We start from the raw sequence: 17,150 nt of genomic DNA, 5'->3' as shown, positions 1-17,150 counted from the left end.
ATGGCTGACAACACGCTTCCTGCATCAACCCGGAGCCGCTGGCTGGAACGGCGATTTGCCCTCTACTCCCGCGGCAGCACGCTGCGCACCGAGTGCCTGGCGGGGGTCACCGGCTTTCTCGCCGCCGCCTATCTGCTGGTGGTGATCCCCGGCCTGCTGGCGGTTGGCGGAATGGATAAAGGCGCGGTCACTACCGGAACCATTTTGGTCTTCGTCGCCGGCACGCTGCTGATGGCGTTCTACGCGAACCTGCCGTTTATCGTCGGCCCCGGCATCGGCGGGTCGGTGCTGGTGGGCGTCACCCTCGCCGGGAGCGAAGGCATCGGCTGGCAAATCGGCCTCGGCATCGCCTGCTGGTCCGGGATTCTGTTCTTCCTGCTGACCAAATTCGGCCTGCGCGAGGTGGTGACCCGCTCGGTGCCGCAGTCGATCAAGCTGGGGCTTACCGCCTCCATCGGGCTGTTCGTGGCGGTTCTCGGCTTTCGCAACGCCGGCCTGGTGCTGGCGAATGCGAAAACCAACGCCCTGATGCTCGGCGACTTCCTCTCCCCCGGCGCGCTGGTAGCGCTGTGCGGCCTGTTTCTCGCCATTGCGCTGCAGGCGCGGCGCATTCCGGGTGCGATCCTGTGGGCGATCCTCGTTGCCACCCTTGTCGGGATCCCGTTCGGCGTCACCCGGCTGCCGACCAGCTTTATCGCCATGCCGCACTCGCTGACGCCGGTCCTCGGCCACGTCGATATGCTCGGCGCGCTGAATATCGCCTTTCTGCCGTTTCTGTTTATCTTTTTCGCCTCCGAGTTTTTCTCCACCATGGGAACCACTTTGGCGGTAGGCGGCGAGGCGGGACTGCTGGATGAAGAGGGCAATATGGTGCACATCAACCGGCCGTTTATGGTTGACTCCATTGCTGCGGCCATCGGGCCGTGGGTCGGCATTCCGGCGGCCACCGCGCTGATTGAGTCCTCCGCGGCGGCCGAAGCCGGCGGTAAGACCGGGCTGACGGCGCTGGCGGCGGCGGTGATGTTCCTGCTGATGCTGCTGTTTACCCCGATTGCGCTGATGATCCCCAAAGAGGCCACCGCGCCGGCGCTGATCCTGATTGGCCTGAATATGTTCAGCGGCCTGCGCAAGGTCGATTTAGCCAACTTTACCGACGGGCTGCCGGTGCTGATGATGGTGATGATCACCCTGATTGCCAACAGCTTCGGTACTGGCATCGCCGGCGGGCTGCTGTTCTACGTGGTGATTAAGAGCGTGGCCGGAAAGTGGCGCGAGATCCCGTTAGGGCTGTGGATCCTCGCGATTCCGCTGGTCTACTACTTCGCGACCCTGGTCAGGCACTAGGGCGCCGGGCGCTGGTTGTGCAGCGCCTCGCAGCGGGCCTTCACCTCTTCATACAGCAAACGCACCGCGGCAGAGAGCTGCTTGCGGTGCGGGCAAATCATATTCAGCGGCACCCGGTCGCCCTGATACTGCGGCAGCAGGACCTGCAGCCGCCCGGCGCGAATATCGTCGCTGACGTCGAGCCAGGACTTGTAGGCAAACCCCTCCCCGGCAATTGCCAGGCGGCGAATCACTTCCGCATCGTCACTGACGATAACGCCAGAAACCTGCAGATGCTGAACCTCACCCGCCAGGCTTAACGGCCAGCGATCGAACTGCCTGCCGCGCAGCACGTACAGCAGAGCGTTACGCTGCGCCAGCTCCTCCAGGGTTTGCGGTTCACCGTGTTCGGCGATCCACGCCGGGGAAGCCACCAGCACCCGGCGGTTTTCCGCCGCCACCGGCAGCGAGATAAACGACGCGTCGTCGTTATCGCCGTAGCGAAAGGCCACGTCGACCGGATCTTTAAACACGTCGGTGCGGTGATCGGAGAACAGGATACGCAGCCTGAGCTCCGGGTAGCGTTGGCGAAATCCGCGAAACACGGTCAGCAGCAGGTTACGCCCGAGGTCGGAGGGCACCGCAATTTGCAGCGTGCCGCGGATTTGGTCATCCGGCAGCTGAATCTTTTGCAGCCCGGCGTGCAGGGTATCGAGCATCTGCGTGGCATAGGGCAGCCAGGTCTCCCCTTCGGGGGTCAGGCGCAGGCTGCGGGTTGAGCGGGCAAAAAGGCGGATATTCAGCGTGGTCTCCAGACGCTTAATCGCCGCGCTCACCTGCGCCGGCTGCTGCCCGACCTCCCGCGCCGCGTCGCTAAAGCTGCCCAACGCCGCCGCGCGGACAAATAACGTCAGATCTTCCAGCCTGAACATATTCACTCCCACCTCCGGATCCCCGGACTTTTCCTAAAACAGGCGCGGTTTGCTGAATCGCGTAATCGGCACCATCGTTTGCTTACATTTTTAATCAACCAGTACTTGCCATCGCCCTCATGCTTCGGAATGATACGAGGCTGCGATTTTGTGTCCAGGATAATAATGAGGAATTTATGCGTAAAACAAAAATGATGCTTCTGGGCGTACTGCTGGCCGGCACCTGCGCAGTTGGGTCGGTCTCCGCCGCCGATCTGCAGAAATATGAGCTGGACGGCGTGACCTCCGACTTCCAGCAGTTTCGCGTCGGCGATAGCGTACCGCCGCTGTATATGACCCCGGAGTACACCATTAAGCAGTGGCAGCAGCGCCACCTGCCGGCGCCAGACGCCAACACCCACTGGACCTATATGGGCGGCAGCTACGTGCTGGTCACCGAGCCGGAAGGCAAAATTGTCAAAATTTACGACGGCGAGATTTTCTACCAGCACTGATTGTGCTTAGCGGCCGCTTGCCGCCACGAAAAACGCCCGGTCCTTCTGCTGCTCCCGCATGGCGCAGCGAAGTCCCGGGCGTTGTTTTATCCGCGACGCTTACACCGCGCGGAAGGCGATCTCGCTGGGGATAACCTCACCCTGCCAGTAGAGCTGGGCCGCTACGCGCCCTGCCAGCTGGCGATAGATATCGGTAAACTCGCTTTCCGGGCGGGCGATCACCGTCGGGGTCCCGTTATCCAGGTCCTCGCGCAGATGAATGTGCAGCGGCAGCTGGCCGAGCAGCTGGGTGTGATATTTTTCCGCCAGCTTCTGCGCACCGCCGGTGCCAAAGATAGCCTCATGGTGACCACAGTTGCTGCAAATATGCATGCTCATGTTCTCCACGATGCCCAGCACCGGCACCTCCACTTTTTCGAACATCACGATGCCCTTTTTGGCATCGATTAGCGCGATGTCCTGCGGCGTGGTGACCACCAGCGCGCCGGTTACCGGGATGTTCTGCGCCAGCGTCAGCTGAATGTCGCCGGTGCCCGGCGGCATATCCAGCACCAGGTAGTCGAGATCCGGCCACAGCGTCTCCTGCAGCATCTGCATCAGCGCTTTACTGGCCATCGGGCCGCGCCACACCATGGCGTTCTCGTCAGTCACCAGATAGCCGATGGAGTTGGTGGCGAGGCCGAATTTCATAATCGGCGCCATATGGGTGCCGTCCGGCGAGGTGGGACGCTGATCTTCAGCGCCCAGCATGGTAGGAATCGACGGGCCGTAAATATCGGCGTCGAGAATACCGACCTTCGCCCCTTCCGCCGCCAGCGCCAGCGCGAGGTTAACCGCCGTAGACGATTTGCCGACGCCGCCCTTGCCGGAGCTCACGGCAATAATATTCTTCACGCCGTTAACGCCCGGCTGGTTTTTCACCCGCTTCAGGGTGGCGATGCTGTGCGTCAGCTTCCAGTCGATAGCCTGCGCGCCGGTAATGCGCAGCAGCTCGGCGCTGCACTGCTCTTTCAGGGCTTCAAAAGCGCTATGCCAGACGAACGGCATCTGAATTTCGATATGCACGGTGTCGTCCAGCCAGGCAACGTGGTGCAGCGCCTTCAGCGCGGTGAGATTATGCTTCAAAGTGGGGTGCTGAAAATTAGCCAGCGTTCCGGCGACCATCGCGCGTAGACGTTCGGGGGATTTGGCCTGGGATTGCGAATTCATCCCGACTCCTTTGTTGTTATGAGATGCTTTCAGTAATGATTGAGTTTATCACAGCTGAGGATTATCCATATATGGTCAGCCATTTATGGCGCACCCAGTGCCCTTTTGGTAATATCGGAAGCCCTTTTTACAACAGAAGATGTAATGCTCACTATGACTCAAGTCGCGAAGAAAATTCTGGTAACGTGCGCACTGCCGTACGCCAACGGCTCAATCCACCTCGGCCACATGCTGGAGCACATCCAGGCTGATGTCTGGGTCCGTTACCAGCGAATGCGCGGCCACGAGGTCAACTTCATCTGCGCCGATGACGCCCACGGCACGCCGATCATGCTGAAAGCTCAGCAGCTTGGCGTCTCTCCGGAGCAGATGATTGGCGAGATGAGTCAGGAGCACCAGACCGATTTTGCCGGTTTCGACATTAGCTACGATAACTACCACTCCACCCACAGCGACGAAAACCGCGAGCTGTCGGAGCTTATCTACTCGCGCCTGAAAGAGAACGGTTTTATTAAAAACCGCACCATCTCTCAGCTCTACGATCCGGAAAAAGGGATGTTCCTCCCTGACCGTTTTGTGAAGGGAACCTGCCCGAAATGCAAATCACCGGATCAGTACGGCGATAACTGCGAAGTGTGCGGCGCGACCTACAGCCCGACCGAGCTTATCGAGCCGAAATCGGTGGTTTCCGGCGCGACGCCGGTGATGCGTGAATCCGAGCACTTCTTCTTCGACCTGCCCTCCTTTAGCGAGATGCTGCAGGCGTGGACCCGCAGCGGCGCGCTGCAGGAGCAGGTGGCGAATAAGATGCAGGAGTGGTTCGAGTCTGGCCTGCAGCAGTGGGACATCTCCCGCGATGCGCCGTACTTCGGCTTCGAAATCCCCAACGCGCCGGGCAAATACTTCTACGTCTGGCTGGACGCGCCGATCGGCTACATGGGTTCATTCAAAAACCTGTGCGACAAGCGCGGCGACAGCGAAAGCTTTGACGCCTACTGGAAGAAAGACTCTGACGCCGAGCTGTATCACTTTATCGGCAAGGATATCGTCTACTTCCACAGCCTGTTCTGGCCGGCGATGCTGGAAGGCAGCGGCTTCCGCAAGCCAACCAACCTGTTCGTTCACGGCTACGTGACGGTCAACGGCGCGAAGATGTCTAAATCGCGCGGTACCTTCATCAAGGCCAGCACCTGGCTGAACCACTTTGATGCCGACAGCCTGCGCTACTACTACGCCGCCAAGCTCTCTTCGCGCATCGACGATATCGACCTGAACCTCGAAGACTTCATTCAGCGCGTGAATGCTGACATCGTCAACAAGCTGGTTAACCTCGCATCGCGCAACGCCGGCTTTATCGCCAAACGTTTCGACGGCATGCTGGCGGCTGAGCTTGCGGACCCGGCGCTGTATCAAACCTTCACCGATGCGGCAGCAAGCATTGGCGAAGCCTGGGACAGCCGCGAGTACGGTAAGGCCATCCGTGAAATCATGGCGCTGGCCGACGTGGCAAACCGCTACGTTGACGAGCAGGCGCCGTGGGTAGTCGCTAAACAGGAGGGCCGCGATGCCGATCTGCAGGCGATCTGCACCATGGGCCTGAATATGTTCCGCGTGCTGATGACCTGGCTCAAGCCGGTGCTGCCGCAGCTGACCGCCCGCGCCGAAGCGTTCCTCAACAGCGAACTGAGCTGGGATGCCGTTCAGCAGCCGCTGCTGGCGCATAAGGTCAACACCTTCAAAGCGCTGTATAACCGCATCGAAATGAAGCAGGTTGAGGCGCTGGTAGAAGCATCGAAGGAAGAGGTGAAGGCGCTCTCCGCACCGGTCAGCGGCCCTCTGGCGGACGATCCGCTGCAGGAAACCATCACCTTTGATGATTTTGCCAAAGTCGATATGCGCATCGCGCTGATTGAAAACGCCGAATTCGTCGACGGTTCCGACAAGCTGCTGCGCCTGACGCTGGATATCGGCGGCGAGAAGCGCAACGTCTTCTCCGGCATCCGCAGCGCCTACCCCGATCCGCAGGCGCTGATTGGCCGCCTGACGGTGATGGTGGCGAACCTCGCACCGCGCAAAATGCGCTTCGGCATCTCCGAAGGGATGGTGATGGCGGCGGGTCCTGGCGGGAAAGATATCTTCCTGCTCAGCCCGGACAGCGGCGCCCAGCCTGGCCAACAGGTCAAATAATCTCCGCGAAAAACGCTGCCCCGGCAGCGTTTTTTTGCCTGTCGCCCGCCCGGACGGGCGCTTTTATTTGCACCCCTCGCGGATAAGAACAATACTCAATACGCTATTCTGACAACGGAACGGTATACATACCAACACAGGGAACCGGGATGAAATACACACACAGGCTGACCGCAATCGCCGTCGCCGCTCTGCTTGCCACGGCGCTGGCCGGCTGCGACAACAAAAAAGAGCAGAGCAAAGCCTTTAACCGCGCGGCCGAAGGCGTCGAGCTCAGCTTTACCTACTATTATGATGGCGACAAGGTGCTGCGCCAGGATGCCAACAACACCATCCCCTATAAAACCATCGGCGCCAGCAATAAAGAGCAGGCGCGGGCGATTATTGAACCGATGAGCAGCGTTTATCGCAGCATAAAGGGCGTGGAGCAGACCATCGACTACAAAGACAGCTATGCCCTGGAGCATCTGAGCGTCGATTTTAGCGAGGCGAAAATCAGCGAGCTGTGCAAGCTGCCGGGATCGATGTTTACCGACTGCTCGCGGCAGTTCGTGTCGATGTCGGTGTCGACAAAATTACTCGAAGAGCAGGGTTTTCAGGAAGTGAAGTAGGTCATCGCCCGGCTAAGCGTTGCGCCAGCCGGGCTGCCTGAGGCTGAAACTCAGGCTTTAGCGGCGTGAACGCGCTCGGTCAGACCGCGCAGGAAATAGCGCAGGAACTGGTCGCCGCACTCGCGGAAGTTTTTATGCTCCGGCGCGCGCATCATGGCGGTAATTTCCGGCATCGAGACGCGGAACTGCTGCTGGGTCAGAATGGCGAGAATGTCGTCGGTCTTCAGGGAGAAGGCAATACGCAGCTTTTTCAGCACGATATTGTTATTCACCCGACGCTCCACCGCCAGCGGCGGTGCGGACTCATCTTTACCGCGTTTATCGTAAATCAGACCGTTGAGGAAGATCGACAGAAGGATATCCGGGCAGCGCTGGAAGCCTTCCTCATCCTCTTTTTTCAGCCACGGTACCAGCTGCTCTGCGCTGACGACGGAATCGCCGAGCGCAAAAATACGCACCAGGCCATCATTATTGGTTTTCAAGGTGTAGCGCAGGCTACGTAGGATATCGTTGCTGATCATAATGCCTTCATGATGAAAAATACTGGCGCTAAGTCTACCACGATTCTGCCGTTTTACAGACCAATCGCCTCTTTCAGGCTTTTTAAGTAGCGACGGCTGACCGGCACCGTATGCCCGGCGCGCATCAGCAGCTCGGCCTGGCCGTTCTCCTCGAGACGGATCTCCTTCAGGTGGGCCATATTGACCAGATACTGGCGGTGGCAGCGCAGCAGCGGCGTTCGGCTCTCGAGGGTGCGCAGGGTCAGCTCGGTAAAGCCCTCCTTCCCTTCGCTGTCGGTGACGTAGATACCGCTCATCCGGCTGCTGACAAACGCCACGTCCTCCATCTGTAGCAGCCAGATCCGACTATGCCCGCTGCAGGGAATATACTTCAGCGCCTGCCGGGCGTCGTCGAGCAGCGAGATATCCTGCAGGCTGCGCTCCTGGCGCAGGCGCGCGAGGGTTTTATCCAGCCTCGCGCCCTCAATCGGCTTGAGCAGATAGTCAAACGCGTGCTCCTCGAACGCCTTAACCGCATATTCGTCGAAGGCGGTCAGGAACACGATATAGGGCCGATGCTCCGGGTCGAGCATGCCGACCATCTCCAGCCCGCTGATGCGCGGCATCTGGATGTCGAGGAACAGCACGTCCGGGCGCAGCTTGTGCACCGCGCCGATCGCCTCAACGGCGTTACCGCACTCGCCCACGACCTCGATATCGCTCTGCGCTTCCAGCAGGATCCGCAGGTTTTCACGCGCCAGCGGCTCATCATCAACTATTAGTACTTTTAACACGCGCTCTCCTCCACGGGCAGTCGCAGCGTAACGCGGGTAAAGCGCTCGGCTTCACAGGTCACGGTAATTCCACACTCGGCGCCAAATCGCGCCCGCAGCCGCCGGTCCACCAGGCTCATACCGAGTCCGCTGGCGTCCGGATTGGCCTGATAGAGCCCGGCGTTATCTTCGATATCCAGCTGCAGCCAGCGCTCATCCTGGCTGGCGCGAATGATAATCTCGCCCACCCCAAGGTGCTGCGAGGTGCCGTGCTTAATGGCGTTTTCAACGATCGGCTGCAGCGTAAACGCCGGCAGCTGGTGATGCGCCAGCGCCTCGGGCACCAGCATCTGAATCTGTAGATTGGTCTGGAAACGCGCCTTTTCAATCTGCAGGTAGGCGTTCACATGCTCAATCTCATCCGCCAGGGTGACAATCTCCGACGGCCGCTTCAGGTTCTTGCGAAAGAAGGTCGACAGATACTGCACCAGCTGGCCGGCCTGGTCGCTGTCGCGGCGGATCACCGCCTTCAGGGTATTGAGGGCGTTGAACAGAAAATGGGGGTTAACCTGGGCATGCAGCAGCTTAATTTCCGACTGGGTGAGCAGCGCCTTCTGGCGCTCATACTGCCCGGCAAGAATTTGCGCCGACAGCAGCTGGGCAATCCCCTCGCCCAGCGTGCGGTTGATTGAGCTGAACAGCCGGTTCTTGGCCTCATACAGCTTGATGGTGCCAATCACCCGCTGGTTCTCGCCGCGCAGCGGGATCACCAGCGTCGAGCCGAGCTTGCAGTGCGGATGGATTGAGCAGCGATAGGGAACCTCGTTGCCGTCGGCATACACCACCTCCCCGCTGTCGATCGCCTTTTGGGTGTAGAGGGAGGAGATCGGCTTGCCGGGCAGATGGTGATCGTCGCCAATGCCGGTGAAGGCCAGCAGCCGGTCGCGATCGGTAATCGCTACCGCGCCGATATCCAGCTCCTGGATAAGCACCTGCGCCACCCGCATGCTGTTCTCTTCGTTAAACCCCTGGCGCAGGATCCCCTCCGTCGAGGCCGCGACCTTCAGCGCGGTGGCGGAAAACGCCGAGGTGTATTTTTCAAACATCGCCCGCTTATCGAGCAGGATACGCATAAACAGCGCGGCGCCAACGGTGTTGGTAACCATCATCGGCGCGGCAATGCTCTGCACCAGATGCAGGGCGTCCTGAAACGGGCGCGCGATTAGCAGGATGATCATCATCTGTACCAGTTCGGCAAAGAAGGTGATCGCCCCGGCGGTCAGCGGGCTAAAGACCTTATCCGGCCGCCCGCGCTTGACGAGGATGCTGTGCACCAGCCCGCCAAGCAGCCCTTCAACAATGGTGGAAACCATGCAGCTTAGCGCGGTCATGCCGCCAAGCGAGTAGCGGTGCAGCCCGCCGGTCAGCCCGACGAGGCCACCGACCACCGGCCCGCCGAGCAGGCCGCCCATCACCGCGCCGATGGCCCGGGTATTGGCGATAGAGTCTTCGATATGCAGGCCGAAGTAGGTCCCGAGAATGCAGAAAATGGAGAAGGTGACGTAGCACAGCAGCTTGTGCGGCAGACGGACGGTAACCTGCATCAGGGGGATGAACAGCCGCGTCTTGCTCATCAGCCACGCGATGACTAAAAAGACGCACATCTGCTGAAGCAGCAGCAACACCAGATCGAACTCGTACATACCCGCAGACCACACATCACCTGAAAGCGCGTAACATACACCGCCGGGGAAAATCTTTCTTTGAAGCGCTACAAGAAAATGAACATTCATGGCCGCGATCACACTTCTTAGCGCCTCGCTCTCTTTTGGCAGCACAAAAAATGAGCAAATATTTCCCCTTCCACAAACAGCTTCTACAGTTATAGGGAGGAGAATTCTGCGGGAGGGGAAGAGATGACGCTTTATACGATTGGTGAAGTGGCCCAGCTTTGCGATGTTAACCCGGTCACGCTTCGCGCCTGGCAGCGGCGCTACGGACTGCTTAAACCTCAGCGTACCGACGGCGGCCACCGCCTGTTCAACGAGCAGGAAATTGACCGCATCCGTGAAATTAAGCGCTGGATTGACTCCGGCGTTCAGGTAGGAAAAGTCAAAACGCTGCTCGCCGACAGCGACCCGCAGGAGCAAGGCGGCTGGCGCGAACAGCAGGAGATCGTGCTGACGCTGCTCCACGACGGCAGCTACCATCGCTTACGCACGTGGATTAAAGAGCGCAGCCACAGCTATCCGGCGCACACCCTGGTCAACCACCTCTTCGTTCCTTTACGCCATCGCCTGCTCAGCCCTCAACCAACGCTTATCGCGCTGCGCGGCATTCTCGACGGGATCCTCATCAACCATATTGCGCAGAACCTCGCCAGCGCCTGGAAGCACCCCGGCAGCCACGCGCTGGTGGTGGGCTGGAACAGCGGCGACATCGCCCGGCTGTGGCTGGAGGGCTGGGTGGCCAGCGAACAGGGCTGGCGGGTCGACGTCGTCGCCCACTCGCTGACGCAGATTCGCCCGGAGCTGTTCCCCGAGAGCACCCTGCTGGTGTGGTGCGGTGAAACGCCCGCTTCCGCCGATCAGGAGCAGCTGCTGGAGTGGCAGCAGCAGGGGCGCGTTATCTGGCTAAATAGCAATTAATGTTTCATTAACACCTGCGCTTCACCGTATAATCGCCCCGTTAACATCAGGAGCCTATTATGAAGCCAGCAAAAATTGCGGTTATTACCCTGTTCTTATTTATGGCTATCGGCGGGATCAGCGGCGTTATGCTTGCCGGTTACTCCTTTATCGTTCGCGGCGGTGTCGGCTGATTCGCTGATTCAGCCGCTCAAACCCGCGATCGACCACGATCGCCGCCAGCGCCACCAGCAGCGCCCCCTGCAGTACATAGGCGGTATTAAACCCGCTCAGGCCAATGACGATCGGCGTGCCGAGCGTATTGGCCCCGACGGTTGAGGCAATCGTCGCCGTCCCCATATTGACGATCGTCGAAGTGCGAATACCGGCCAGCATCACCGGCGCCGCCAGCGGCAGCTCGACTTTTACCAGCCGCTGCCAGCCGGTCATCCCCATTCCCTGCGCTACCTCAAGCGCCCCCGAGGGCACCGCGCTCAGGCCCGCTAGTGTGCCCTGCAGCACCGGCAGAATGCCGTACAGCGCCAGCGCAATCAGCGCCGGCTCCCAGCCAAACCCCAGCACCGGAACCGCAATCGCCAGCACCGCCACCGGCGGAAAGGTCTGCCCCATGGCGGCAATGGTCTCCACCAGCGGGCGAAATTCGCGGCCCGCGGGGCGGGTTACCGCAATCCCCGCGCCTACGCCGATAAGCGTTGCCGCGAGGCTGGAGAGCGCCACCAGCCAGCAGTGGGCGAGGGTCAGGGCCAGAAAGCTCTGCTGCTGATAGACCGGGCGCGGCAGCTCCGGAAACAGGGCGCTAAACAGCGGCGTGCTGTAGGGAAGCGCCAGCAGAATGGCGATAAACAGCGCCAGCAGCCACAGCAGCGGATCACGCAGAGCCTTCATGTCGAACCCCCTCGCGCAGCAGATCGGCGAAGTGCAGCGTCCCGCAGGCGACTCCCCGTTCATCCACCACCGGCAGCACCTCGCGGCGGTGGGCCACGAACAGCGACAGCGCCTCGCGCAGCGTCATCGCCACGTTGAGGGTATCGCCGGCGAGACGTTCATCGCGACGCAGATAGTCGCCGACGCCGCGCAGCGACAGCAGGCGCACGCCAAGCTCGCTGCGGCCAAAAAAGGTCTCAACAAAGTCGTTCTTCGGCTGCAGCAGCATCTGCAGCGGTTTCCCCTGCTGCACCACTTCCCCGCCGTCCATCAGCACCAGGTGGTCCGCCAGCCGCAGCGCCTCGTCAATATCGTGGGTGACCAGGACAATGGTGCGCCCCAGCAGCCGGTGAATGCGGATCATCTCCTGCTGCAGCGCCTCGCGGGTCACCGGATCGAGCGCGCCGAAGGGTTCGTCCATCAGCAGCACCTCCGGATTGGCCGCCAGCGCCCGCGCCACGCCAACCCGCTGCTGCTGGCCGCCGGAAAGCTGATGCGGATAGCGCGCCCGCAGCGTAGCCTCCAGCCCCAGCAGCGCCATCAGCTCATCAACCCGCGCATCCACTTTTTGGCGCGGCCACTTCTGCAGCTGCGGAACGGTGGCGATATTCTGCGCCACCGTCCAGTGGGGAAACAGGCCTATCGACTGGATGGCATAGCCCATCCGCCGACGCAGCGCCAGCACCGGCTGCTCGCGAATATCCTGGCCGGCGAAGCGGATGGTGCCGCTGTCGTGCTCGACCAGCCGGTTGATCATCTTCAGGGTGGTCGACTTGCCCGAACCGGAGGTGCCGATCAGCACCGAGAATGCCCCTTCCCGCAGATGCAGGTTGAGGTTTTTCACCGCCGGCTGCCCGGCAAACGATTTGCTTACGCCGTCAAATTCAATCACCGGCCTCTCCTTTTAGCAACGCGCCCCACAGCGCAAAAAGCGCATCCACCACCACCGCCAGTGCGATCGTCGGGATCACCCCGAGCAGCACCAGGTCCAGCGCGCTGCTGAGCAGGCCCTGGAAGACCAGGGCGCCAAATCCCCCGGCGCCGATCAGCGCCGCCACCACCGCCATACCGACGGTTTGTACGCTCACCACCCGCAGGCTGCGCAGCAGTATCGGCAGCGCCAGCGGCAGCTGTACCTGCCAGAAACGCTGGAAAGCGCTCATGCCCATCGCCGCCGCGCTTTCCAGCGCTTCGCGCGGCACCTGCTGCAGACCGGTGACCACGCCGCGCACCAGCGGCAGCAGCGCGTAGAGCACCAGCGCAATCAGCGCGGGCGCCGTTCCGGTGCCGGAGATGCCGGCCTCAGCCAGCGCGGGAAAGCGGCGCGTCAGGCCGGCAAGCGGCGCGATCAGCAGGCCAAAGAGCGCCACCGAAGGGATAGTTTGAATGACGTTGAGGCAGGTAAACACCGACGCCTGCCAGCGCGGCTGCCGCCAGACCCACACGCCCATCGGTACGCCGATGAGCAGAGCGGGCAGCAGCGTACCGAGCAGCAGGAGCACGTGCTGGCGCAGGGCATCGTCAAAGATATCCTGGCGGTTGGCGTACTCTTTTAGCAGCGAGAGCGAGTCAAGCCTCCCCGTCGCCAGCAGGACGCAGGGAATGAGCCAGATTTGCGCATTGAGCAACCAGCGCCACAGGGTGCGTGCCGTCAGGCGCCGTATCGCATCGCTGGCCAGCAGCAGGCACAGCGCCAGCGACAGCCACAGGCCGCTGCCCGGCGACGTGCGCGCCAGCGACGACCCGCTTTGCGCCAGCTGCAGCGCCGCCTGCCCGCCGCCGTACCACAGCAGCGGCAGCAGCGCATCGGCTATCAGGAAAGTTAACAGCAGCGGTAAGCGCCCGGGGAGCGCGCAAAGCAGCAGGACGGCCGCCGCCATGCCCAGCTGCGCGGCGGCCAGCCACGGCCAGCTCTGCCACAGCCAGCGCGCCTCGCCGGAGAGCAGCCGGTTCGGCGCATAGTTAACAAACGGCAGCGCCACCATCATCAGCAGTAAAAGTGCCAGCAGCAGCGAAACGCGGTTATAGCAACGAATAGCCACCAAAACCTACTTCAACAGCCCTTTTTGCTGCAGATAGTCTGCGGCAACTTTCTTCGCGTCCAGCCCCTCCACCGCAATGCTGGCGTTGAGCTGCTGCAGCGTTTTTTCGTCAAGGCTGGCGAAGACCGGCTGCAGCCACTGTGCTATCTGCGGATAGGCCTTCAGCACCGCTTCGCGCACGACCGGCGCCGGGGCGTAGATCGGCTGCACACCTTTCGGGTCGCTCAGCGTTTGCAGCCCGAGCGCGGCCACCGGCCCGTCGGTCCCGTAGGCCATCGCCGCGTTGACGCCGGAAGTCTGCTGCGCCGCCGCCTTGATGGTCACCGACGTGTCGCCGCCGGCCAGCGACAACAGCTGGCTTTGATTAAGCTTGAAATCGTAGGCCTTTTCAAAGGCCGGGAGCGCATCCGGACGTTCGATAAACTCCGCGGAGGCCGCCAGCTTAAATTCGCCTCCCTTTTGCAGATAGCCGCTCAGGTCGGCCAGCGAAGTGAGATGATTTTTTTGCGCCACATCCTGACGCACGGCGATGGTCCAGGTGTTGTTGGCCGGCGCGGGCGTTAGCCAGATGAGCTTATTCTTCTCGGCGTCCAGGGTTTTGACCTTCTCATAACCCTGCTGCGCGTTTTTCCACGCCGGGTCGTTCTCCTGCTTAAAGAAGAAGGCTCCGTTGCCGGTATACTCAGGGTAAATATCTAATTCGCCCGCGGTAATGGCGCCGCGCACCACCGGCGTGGTGCCGAGCTGAATTTTGTTCACCGTTTTTACGCCGTGGCTCTCAAGAACCTGCAAAATAATATTGCCCAGCAGCGCCCCTTCGGTGTCAATTTTTGAGCCCACTTTAACCGGCTCCGCCGCCTGCAGCGGAAGGCTCACCAGGGCTGCCAGCGCCAGCGCGCCCGACCATTTGCTTGCAATCCTCATCCCGCATCCCTCTTTAATTTGCGCTCCATTTACAGAAGCTTAAGAGAAAAGAGTAGCCCAAATGCGCGATGAAAGGAAAAGAAAAGGCCGGTTACCCGGCCTGATAGAGGAGCAAAGTCGGCGCATCGCGCCGGCCCGAACTAGAGCAATTCAAACTCGCCCTGCTTCACGCGGGCGGAATCGACGCCGATAAAGACGTTGAATTTGCCCGGCTCGGCGGCGTATTTCATTTTCTGGTTCCAGAACTTCAGGGCGTCAACCTCAATCGGGAAGCTGACGGTTTGCGTCTCGCCCGGCTTGAGCGTGACGCGCTTGAAGCCGCGCAGCATTTTCACCGGACGGCTCATCGAGGCGGTCACGTCCTGCAGGTACAGCTGGATAACCGTGGCCCCTTCGCGCTTGCCGGTATTGGTCACCTGCACGCTGGCGGTCACGCTGCCGTCGGCCTGCATGGTCGGTGCCGACATTTTGACGTCAGAGACGCTAAAGGTGGTGTAGCTCAGGCCGTAGCCGAACGGGTAGAGCGGGCCGTTGGCCTCGTCGAAGTAGCGCGAGGTGTACTTGTTCGGCTTGTCGGCGTTGTAAGGACGACCGGTATTGAGGTGGCTGTAGTAGACCGGGATCTGCCCGACCGAGCGCGGGAACGACATCGGCAGCTTGCCGGACGGATTGGCGTCGCCAAACAGCACGTCGGCAATGGCGTTGCCGCCTTCGGTGCCGGCAAACCAGGTCTCCAGCATCGCGTCAGCCTGCTGATCCTCTTTGACCAGTGCCAGCGGGCGGCCGTTCATCAGCACCAGCACCAGCGGTTTACCGGTGGCTTTGAGGGCGCTGATTAAGTCGCGCTGGCTCTTGGGCAGCGTGATATCGGTGCGGCTGGAGGCCTCGTGCGCCATCCCCTGCGCTTCGCCGACAACCGCGACGACCACGTCGGACTGCTTCGCGGCGGCCACCGCCTCGTCGATCATCGCCTGCGGCGAGCGCGGATCGACCTGCACCGCTTTCTCATACAGGTTGAGGAAATCGACGATGCCTTTATCGTCGGTCACGTTGGCACCGCGGGCGTAAAGCACCTTGCCGCGATCGCCGAGCGCCGTTTTAATCCCGGAGAGTACGGTAACCGACTGGTCGGCAACGCCCGCCGCCGACCAGCTGCCCATCATGTCGCGCTTGCTGTCGGCCAGCGGCCCGATGACCGCCACGGTGCCCGATTTTTTCAGCGGCAGCGTCTCGAGACGGTTTTTCAGCAGAACCAGGCTTTCGCGCGCCACTTCCCGGGCCTCTTTACGATGCAGGCGGCTTTCGGCGTTGGTGTCCTGCGGATCTGACTCCTTCGGCCCCAGGTGGCTGTATGGATCGTTGAACAGGCCCATGTCGTATTTGACGTTAAGCACGTGGCGCGTCGCGTCGTCCAGCTCCGCCATCGTCACCTTGCCGGACTTCACCAGATCCGGCAGGTATTTGCTGTAGTACTCGTCGCTCATGCTCATATTGATGCCGGACTTCAGCGCCACGCGCACCGCGTCTTCCGGGTCGGAGGCAACGCCGTGCTTGATAAGCTCTTTGATCGCCCCGTGGTCGGAAACGGTAATGCCCTTAAAGCCCCAGTCGTCGCGCAGCACCTCTTTTAGCAGCCACGCGTCGGAGGTGGCCGGGGTGCCGTTGAGCGAGTTAAGCGCCACCATGACCGCGCCGCTGCCGGCATCCAGCCCCGCTTTGTACGGCGGCATATAGTCGTTGAACAGGCGCTGCGGGCTCGTATCGACGGTGTTGTACTCTTTACCGCCCTCCACCGCGCCGTAGGCGGCGAAGTGCTTCACGCTGGTCATCACCGAGTAGCGGTCCGCCGGGCTCTTGCCCTGCATCGACTCCACCATCGCTTTGCCCATCATGGTGGTTAAATAGGTATCTTCGCCAAAGCCCTCAGAAGCGCGTCCCCAGCGCGGATCGCGGGAGACATCCACCATCGGCGCCCAGGTCATGTTGAGGCCATCGTCGGCGGCTTCATAGGCCGAAATACGCCCGACGGTATTGACCGCGTCGAGGTTAAAGGAGGAGGCCAGGCCAAGGCTAATCGGGAAGACGGTGCGCTGACCGTGGAGCACGTCGTAGGCGAAGAACAGCGGGATTTTCAGCCGGCTGAGCTGCATCACCTGGTCCTGCATCACGCGGATATCCGAGCGGGTCACGGTGTTAAAGATAGCCCCGACCTGGCTCTCTTTGATCATCTCGCGGATCGCCTCTTTCGGGTTATCCGGCCCGACGCTAATCAGCCGCAGCTGGCCTATCTTTTCGTCCACCGTCATTTTCTTCAGCAGTTCGCTGACGAAGGCATCCCGCGCCTGCGGAGTCAAAGGATGGTTGCCGAACAGTTCATCCGCCAGCGCGGGTTGCAGCGCCAGGCTAACGGCGAGGCCTACAGTACAGAGCCATTTCATGGTTATCTCTCTTTCTTCCAGTAGCGAGGATTTTGGCGAAACCTATACTTTATCAATTTCGAACTGCGGCGCTCGTCGTCCCGACGCCGGCCCGTAAAGGGCGAGGCCGGCGGCGCGCAGCTTGTAGGCGACAAGTATAATAAAA

16 protein-coding genes are annotated in these 17,150 nt (G+C 61.0%); 6 read left to right on the top strand and 10 right to left on the bottom strand.

Annotation, left to right across the window (positions count from 1 at the left end):
• Positions 1-1,344: an NCS2 family permease gene (locus tag RTE01_RS05955; RefSeq protein WP_141334792.1), complete on the top strand. Its 1,344-nt coding sequence runs from the start codon at positions 1-3 to the stop codon at positions 1,342-1,344.
• On the opposite strand, the gene RTE01_RS05950 is transcribed toward RTE01_RS05955, so the two are convergent.
• Complete coding sequence (locus RTE01_RS05950; RefSeq protein ID WP_076945845.1) at positions 1,341-2,255, bottom strand: LysR family transcriptional regulator; 915 nt, start codon at positions 2,253-2,255, stop codon at positions 1,341-1,343. The two genes, RTE01_RS05955 and RTE01_RS05950, sit on opposite strands and share 4 nt — an antisense overlap.
• A 176-nt stretch (positions 2,256-2,431) precedes the next feature.
• Between RTE01_RS05950 and RTE01_RS05945 the strand changes: the two genes are divergently transcribed.
• Positions 2,432-2,749, top strand: coding sequence for an RcnB family protein (locus tag RTE01_RS05945; protein WP_041146444.1), 318 nt, complete (start codon positions 2,432-2,434; stop codon positions 2,747-2,749).
• A gap of 99 nt (positions 2,750-2,848) precedes the next feature.
• Here RTE01_RS05945 and apbC read toward each other — a convergent pair whose 3' ends face one another.
• Positions 2,849-3,958, bottom strand: coding sequence for an iron-sulfur cluster carrier protein ApbC (gene apbC / locus RTE01_RS05940; protein ID WP_041146445.1), 1,110 nt, complete (start codon positions 3,956-3,958; stop codon positions 2,849-2,851).
• Positions 3,959-4,111: 153 nt separating this feature from the next.
• Between apbC and metG the strand changes: the two genes are divergently transcribed.
• Both metG and RTE01_RS05930 read left to right on the top strand, forming a co-directional pair.
• Positions 4,112-6,145 (top strand): methionine--tRNA ligase, encoded by a 2,034-nt coding sequence (metG, locus tag RTE01_RS05935; RefSeq protein ID WP_134528583.1) that lies wholly within the window; start codon positions 4,112-4,114, stop codon positions 6,143-6,145.
• A gap of 149 nt (positions 6,146-6,294) precedes the next feature.
• On the top strand, positions 6,295-6,756 hold the full coding sequence (locus RTE01_RS05930; RefSeq protein WP_134527060.1) for a YehR family lipoprotein: 462 nt from the start codon (positions 6,295-6,297) through the stop codon (positions 6,754-6,756).
• 50 nt (positions 6,757-6,806) lie between these two features.
• Here RTE01_RS05930 and RTE01_RS05925 read toward each other — a convergent pair whose 3' ends face one another.
• Genes RTE01_RS05925 through RTE01_RS05915 form a run of 3 tightly spaced genes read right to left on the bottom strand, consistent with a single transcriptional unit; the run spans position 6,807 to position 9,732 of the window.
• Complete coding sequence (locus RTE01_RS05925; RefSeq protein WP_041146447.1) at positions 6,807-7,277, bottom strand: YehS family protein; 471 nt, start codon at positions 7,275-7,277, stop codon at positions 6,807-6,809.
• A gap of 53 nt (positions 7,278-7,330) precedes the next feature.
• Complete coding sequence (gene btsR / locus RTE01_RS05920) at positions 7,331-8,050, bottom strand: two-component system response regulator BtsR (protein ID WP_041146448.1); 720 nt, start codon at positions 8,048-8,050, stop codon at positions 7,331-7,333.
• Positions 8,044-9,732, bottom strand: coding sequence for a sensor histidine kinase (locus tag RTE01_RS05915; protein WP_041146449.1), 1,689 nt, complete (start codon positions 9,730-9,732; stop codon positions 8,044-8,046). The genes btsR and RTE01_RS05915 overlap by 7 nt, the downstream gene beginning before the upstream one ends.
• A 213-nt stretch (positions 9,733-9,945) precedes the next feature.
• Between RTE01_RS05915 and RTE01_RS05910 the strand changes: the two genes are divergently transcribed.
• Both RTE01_RS05910 and RTE01_RS05905 read left to right on the top strand, forming a co-directional pair.
• The gene (locus tag RTE01_RS05910) at positions 9,946-10,677 is read left to right on the top strand and encodes a MerR family transcriptional regulator (RefSeq protein ID WP_123551727.1); all 732 of its coding nucleotides are present in this window, start codon (positions 9,946-9,948) and stop codon (positions 10,675-10,677) included.
• A gap of 59 nt (positions 10,678-10,736) precedes the next feature.
• Positions 10,737-10,850, top strand: a complete 114-nt coding sequence (locus RTE01_RS05905) for a protein YohO (protein WP_071844955.1) — start codon at positions 10,737-10,739, stop codon at positions 10,848-10,850.
• Here the strand turns inward: RTE01_RS05905 and RTE01_RS05900 are convergent.
• The 5 genes from RTE01_RS05900 to bglX form a co-directional block, all read right to left on the bottom strand.
• Positions 10,825-11,562 (bottom strand): ABC transporter permease, encoded by a 738-nt coding sequence (locus RTE01_RS05900; RefSeq protein WP_141334790.1) that lies wholly within the window; start codon positions 11,560-11,562, stop codon positions 10,825-10,827. The genes RTE01_RS05905 and RTE01_RS05900 overlap by 26 nt on opposite strands.
• Positions 11,546-12,493, bottom strand: coding sequence for an ABC transporter ATP-binding protein (locus tag RTE01_RS05895; protein WP_134527063.1), 948 nt, complete (start codon positions 12,491-12,493; stop codon positions 11,546-11,548). The genes RTE01_RS05900 and RTE01_RS05895 overlap by 17 nt, the downstream gene beginning before the upstream one ends.
• The gene (locus RTE01_RS05890) at positions 12,486-13,643 is read right to left on the bottom strand and encodes an ABC transporter permease (protein ID WP_041147701.1); all 1,158 of its coding nucleotides are present in this window, start codon (positions 13,641-13,643) and stop codon (positions 12,486-12,488) included. The genes RTE01_RS05895 and RTE01_RS05890 overlap by 8 nt, the downstream gene beginning before the upstream one ends.
• A 6-nt stretch (positions 13,644-13,649) precedes the next feature.
• Complete coding sequence (gene osmF, locus RTE01_RS05885; RefSeq protein ID WP_134527066.1) at positions 13,650-14,567, bottom strand: glycine betaine ABC transporter substrate-binding protein OsmF; 918 nt, start codon at positions 14,565-14,567, stop codon at positions 13,650-13,652.
• Between the two features lie 140 nt (positions 14,568-14,707).
• Positions 14,708-17,005, bottom strand: coding sequence for a beta-glucosidase BglX (gene bglX, locus RTE01_RS05880; RefSeq protein WP_134527069.1), 2,298 nt, complete (start codon positions 17,003-17,005; stop codon positions 14,708-14,710).
• Positions 17,006-17,150: the final 145 nt, after the last annotated feature.

Source organism: Klebsiella terrigena, assembly GCF_006539725.1.
Lineage (GTDB): Bacteria > Pseudomonadota > Gammaproteobacteria > Enterobacterales > Enterobacteriaceae > Klebsiella > Klebsiella terrigena.
This window is presented reverse-complemented; position numbering and strand designations above follow the sequence as displayed.

Excerpts from the sequence above, each read along its gene's own strand:
- RTE01_RS05955 (WP_141334792.1), top strand. The coding sequence starts at position 1 with ATGGCTGACAACACGCTTCCTGCATCAACCCGGAGCCGCTGGCTGGAA.
- RTE01_RS05950 (WP_076945845.1), bottom strand. The coding sequence starts at position 2,255 with ATGTTCAGGCTGGAAGATCTGACGTTATTTGTCCGCGCGGCGGCGTTG.
- RTE01_RS05945 (WP_041146444.1), top strand. The coding sequence starts at position 2,432 with ATGCGTAAAACAAAAATGATGCTTCTGGGCGTACTGCTGGCCGGCACC.
- apbC (WP_041146445.1), bottom strand. The coding sequence starts at position 3,958 with ATGAATTCGCAATCCCAGGCCAAATCCCCCGAACGTCTACGCGCGATG.
- metG (WP_134528583.1), top strand. The coding sequence starts at position 4,112 with ATGACTCAAGTCGCGAAGAAAATTCTGGTAACGTGCGCACTGCCGTAC.
- RTE01_RS05930 (WP_134527060.1), top strand. The coding sequence starts at position 6,295 with ATGAAATACACACACAGGCTGACCGCAATCGCCGTCGCCGCTCTGCTT.
- RTE01_RS05925 (WP_041146447.1), bottom strand. The coding sequence starts at position 7,277 with ATGATCAGCAACGATATCCTACGTAGCCTGCGCTACACCTTGAAAACC.
- RTE01_RS05915 (WP_041146449.1), bottom strand. The coding sequence starts at position 9,732 with ATGTACGAGTTCGATCTGGTGTTGCTGCTGCTTCAGCAGATGTGCGTC.
- RTE01_RS05910 (WP_123551727.1), top strand. The coding sequence starts at position 9,946 with ATGACGCTTTATACGATTGGTGAAGTGGCCCAGCTTTGCGATGTTAAC.
- RTE01_RS05905 (WP_071844955.1), top strand. The coding sequence starts at position 10,737 with ATGAAGCCAGCAAAAATTGCGGTTATTACCCTGTTCTTATTTATGGCT.
- RTE01_RS05900 (WP_141334790.1), bottom strand. The coding sequence starts at position 11,562 with ATGAAGGCTCTGCGTGATCCGCTGCTGTGGCTGCTGGCGCTGTTTATC.
- osmF (WP_134527066.1), bottom strand. The coding sequence starts at position 14,567 with ATGAGGATTGCAAGCAAATGGTCGGGCGCGCTGGCGCTGGCAGCCCTG.
- bglX (WP_134527069.1), bottom strand. The coding sequence starts at position 17,005 with ATGAAATGGCTCTGTACTGTAGGCCTCGCCGTTAGCCTGGCGCTGCAA.